Annotated in this window: 5 protein-coding genes; all 5 read right to left on the bottom strand. The window is 58.3% G+C overall.

Annotation, left to right across the window (positions count from 1 at the left end; translation table 11 throughout):
- Positions 1-382: bifunctional pyr operon transcriptional regulator/uracil phosphoribosyltransferase PyrR (gene pyrR, locus ACESMW_RS18770; RefSeq protein WP_372988485.1), on the bottom strand; the 382-nt coding region annotated here is incomplete at its 3' end.
- 7 nt (positions 383-389) lie between these two features.
- A complete protein-coding gene (gene ruvX / locus ACESMW_RS18765; protein WP_372988484.1) occupies positions 390-812 on the bottom strand; it encodes a Holliday junction resolvase RuvX in 423 nt (140 codons plus the stop codon).
- Entirely contained in the window at positions 805-1,371 is a 567-nt protein-coding gene (locus ACESMW_RS18760; RefSeq protein ID WP_372988483.1) for a YqgE/AlgH family protein, read from the bottom strand. The genes ruvX and ACESMW_RS18760 overlap by 8 nt, the downstream gene beginning before the upstream one ends.
- The gene (locus ACESMW_RS18755; RefSeq protein ID WP_372988482.1) at positions 1,368-2,234 is read right to left on the bottom strand and encodes a TonB family protein; all 867 of its coding nucleotides are present in this window, start codon (positions 2,232-2,234) and stop codon (positions 1,368-1,370) included. Before ACESMW_RS18755 ends, ACESMW_RS18760 begins: the two co-directional genes overlap by 4 nt.
- A gap of 48 nt (positions 2,235-2,282) precedes the next feature.
- Entirely contained in the window at positions 2,283-3,236 is a 954-nt protein-coding gene (gene gshB / locus ACESMW_RS18750; protein WP_372988481.1) for a glutathione synthase, read from the bottom strand.
- Positions 3,237-3,466: the final 230 nt, after the last annotated feature.

Below are 3,466 nucleotides of genomic sequence, written 5' to 3'. Positions count from 1 at the left end.
GGTCAATCAGGGTGGCCAGTATGATACTGGCTGGGCGGCCATAATCGAAGATCTCATTCATCGCGGCCCGGATGGTCCGGCCGCTCATAATGACATCGTCAATCAGGATGATGTCCCGGCCTTCAGTGTCAAAGGGCAGGCTTGAGGGTTTGACCCGGGGATTCAGGCCAATGCGGCTGAAATCATCGCGGTAGAAGGAGATGTCCAGTTCGCCGAACGGCTCCTCAATACCCAGGCGCTTGCTGAGTACATCCGCCAGCCATACACCGCCGGTACGGATACCAATCAGCACCGGAGATTCCACGCCCCGTTGCTCAAGCGCCTGACGCAGCCCGCTTTCCATCTGGTCCAGCAACTGATCAATATCAAGCAATGCCGTCATTAGGTCCTCACTGTGTAAAAAACGTTTCCAGTATCAGCACCGCGGCCCGGTCATCAACCCCGTGACGGCCAAAATCCCGGCTGCCTCCAGCGGCCATGACCTCACCCTTGGCCTCGAAACTGGTGAGCCGCTCATCGACCATTTCAACCGGCACATGGTAGCGGCCGTGCAGGCGCTTGCCGAACTTGCGCGCCCGGGCACACATCTCGTTCTCGGTGTCGTCCATATTGAGGGGCAAGCCAACCACCACCAGATCCGGGCGCCATTCCTGGAGCAGGGATTCAATCTGTTGCCAGTCCGGGATACCGTCCCGGGCGGGTATCAGCGCCACAGGCTGCCCGGTACCCAGTAATTCCTGGCCGACGGCAACACCAATCCGGCGGGTTCCGAAATCAAACGCCATCACGCGACGGCTGGCAGCCTCAGGCATGACCGATCGATTCGCTGAGCTGGTTGAGATCAATACCGATCAGGGCGAGCACCGCCTTGTAGCGTTCTTCCCAGGGAGTGTGGAACAGAATATCCAGGGTGGCCGGACAGGTCAGCCAGGCGTTGCTGCCCAGCTCTTCTTCCAACTGACCCTCACCCCAGCCGGAGTATCCGAGCGCCAGCAGATAGTCGTCGGGGCCTTCGCCACGGCCAATGCCGGCCAATACGTCACGGGATGTGGTCAACAGAACGTCTTCGGTCACCTTGGCCGTGTTCTGCCAGCTGGTTCCGGGGGGATGCAGCACAAAACCCCGCTCCGGCTGCACCGGACCACCGCTGAATACCGGCAGGTCCAGCTCACCGCCTGGCAGATCCAGTTGTTCCAGAATCTCACCCAGATGGATGTCCAGCGGCTGATTGATCATGAGCCCCAGGGCACCGTCGTCGGAATGCTCACAGATATAGATGACGCCGCCGTGGAAACGCGGATCAGCAAGATAGGGTGACGCCACCAGGAAATGGTGCCGCAAGCTATGGGGAGAGTGTTTCGATGCTGTCATCCGGATGTCAGCCCCCGACGCTGGAAGGACCAGGTGCGTATGATTTCGAGTTCATCCACCTCTTGCCGCATTTCGTCCGGAAACGGTGCAAAAGGTGCGGCCATCCTGACAATGCGTATGGCCGCATCGTCCAGCACGGTACTACCGGAAGACTGCAGGATAGCCACCTCTTTAATGGTGCCATCTTTCTTCAACGACACCAGCATTCTCAGTGTGCCATAGATTCCGGCATTGCGCGCCTCGGTCGGGTAATTGATATTGCCCACCCGGGTTACCTTGCTCACCCAGTTCTGGACATACCAAGCGTTGGTGGACTTGAGCGTAGACGCGGCGGTAACGCGCATCACCCTGGGTTTGCGGGCATAGGCCTGCTGCTGGGCATCGAAGCGGGCCTCCAGGCTGGCAATTTCCAGACTGCGCTCCATCAGGCTCTTTTTCTCCCGCACCGGCAGAGGCTCCTCTTCCGGCTTGGTGCGCTCCTCAGGCTGTTCAACCTTCTGAGCGGATGCACTCTCGGTCTGCACCACCTGTTTTTCCTGGCGCGGCTGGGGTTCGGTCTGGGCCGGCGGCTCGGGCTGAACCTGAGCCACCTCAGGCTGGCTGACCTCTGCCGGTTGGGGCGTGGTCATTTCCCGAACCTCTTCCTGGGTACCGCTGCCCTTCTGGCTGGTCTGGGCCAGAAAATCCGCTTTCTCCGGGGCTTCCTCGTCGTCAAACTGGGACAGGGTGATTTCCATGGTCTGGGCCGAGGAACGGGGCGATTCGGGAGCAAAGGTAATTCCCAGCACCACAATGGCGTGCACCGCCAACGCCATAAAGAGGGTAAAGGAAAACCGGTCGAAGTCGCTTACCTGAACTGCCATTCCTGATACGGATCCTGTCGTTAAACCTGCCCGGTCGCCAACACCGGATTATGCCTGATCCAGGCGTTTTGCAATCGCATCCATCAATAGGCCACCAATATCGATCCCGAAGGCCGAATCGAGTTCCCGGATACAGGTCGGGCTGGTGACATTGATTTCGGTAAGATAGTCACCGATCACATCCAGGCCGACAAAAATGAGCCCTTTATCTTTAATCACCGGTGCAACGCGCTCGCAGATTTCCCGATCCCGGGCGGTCAGCTCGCGGCCTTCACCCCGGCCGCCAGCAGCAAGATTGCCCCGATTCTCGCCATGGGAGGGTATTCTCGCAAGGGAGTAGGGTACCGGCTCACCGTCGATCAGCAGAATACGCTTGTCACCATCGCTGATTTCCGGAATGTATTTCTGGGCCATGGCCTGGTGGGTGCCATAGTTGGTGAGGGTTTCGATAATAACCCCCAGGTTGAAATCATTTTCCCGGATGCGGAAGATCGAATGCCCGCCCATGCCGTCCACCGGCTTCATGATGACGTCGCCGTGTTTGGCATAGAACTCGCGGAACCGTCTTGCCGAACGGCTGACCAGTAGCGGCGGTGTCAGGTCCTCGAACTGGGTGGCAAACAGCTTCTCGTTACAGTCGCGAAGCGTGGACGCCGGGTTGACCACCAGCGCGCCCTGCTGCTCGGCCGATTCCAGTATATAGGTGGCCATCAGGAACTCCCGATCCACCGGCGGATCCTTGCGCATAAGGATGACATCCAGGTCGCCCAGCGCCCGGTCCTGGCTCGGACCAAAGCTGTACCAGTTCTCGGGGTCCATGTGGACCGTCAAATCGCGGGTGTGGGCCATGGCCCGGCCGCCGTCGAGATACATGTCCGGCAGCTCCATATACTCGATTTCCCAACCACGGTTCTGCGCCGCCAGCAACATGGCCAGTGAGCTGTCTTTCTTGAAGTGGATATCTTCAATCGGATCCATCACGATCCCGAGTCTGACGGTCATGGGCTTTCCTGCACTCCTGAGGGTTAAAAACACGAACCGGTCTGCAGAGCGGACCGGGCATTAAGTGCTATGCTTTGAAATCAGATGGTATTGTACCCGAGCTGCAAATGCATCCGGAGAAATCCTCAGTCCGTTACGTGACGTTGCGGGCAGAAGTACATTTGGTCACAAACTAATACTTTTTATCCGGCCATTGATAATCTATAAATGAGCGGGGTTTATAGAAGAAC

This window comes from Marinobacter sp. (assembly GCF_041690455.1).
Lineage (GTDB): Bacteria > Pseudomonadota > Gammaproteobacteria > Pseudomonadales > Oleiphilaceae > Marinobacter.
The sequence above is the reverse complement of the archived record's forward strand: the minus strand, read 5'-3'. Positions and strand labels throughout refer to the sequence as shown.

Bases quoted from the DNA above. Each gene is read 5' to 3' on its own strand.
- ruvX (WP_372988484.1), bottom strand. From the start codon at position 812: ATGCCTGAGGCTGCCAGCCGTCGCGTGATGGCGTTTGATTTCGGAACC.
- ACESMW_RS18760 (WP_372988483.1), bottom strand. From the start codon at position 1,371: ATGACAGCATCGAAACACTCTCCCCATAGCTTGCGGCACCATTTCCTG.
- ACESMW_RS18755 (WP_372988482.1), bottom strand. From the start codon at position 2,234: ATGGCAGTTCAGGTAAGCGACTTCGACCGGTTTTCCTTTACCCTCTTT.
- gshB (WP_372988481.1), bottom strand. From the start codon at position 3,236: ATGACCGTCAGACTCGGGATCGTGATGGATCCGATTGAAGATATCCAC.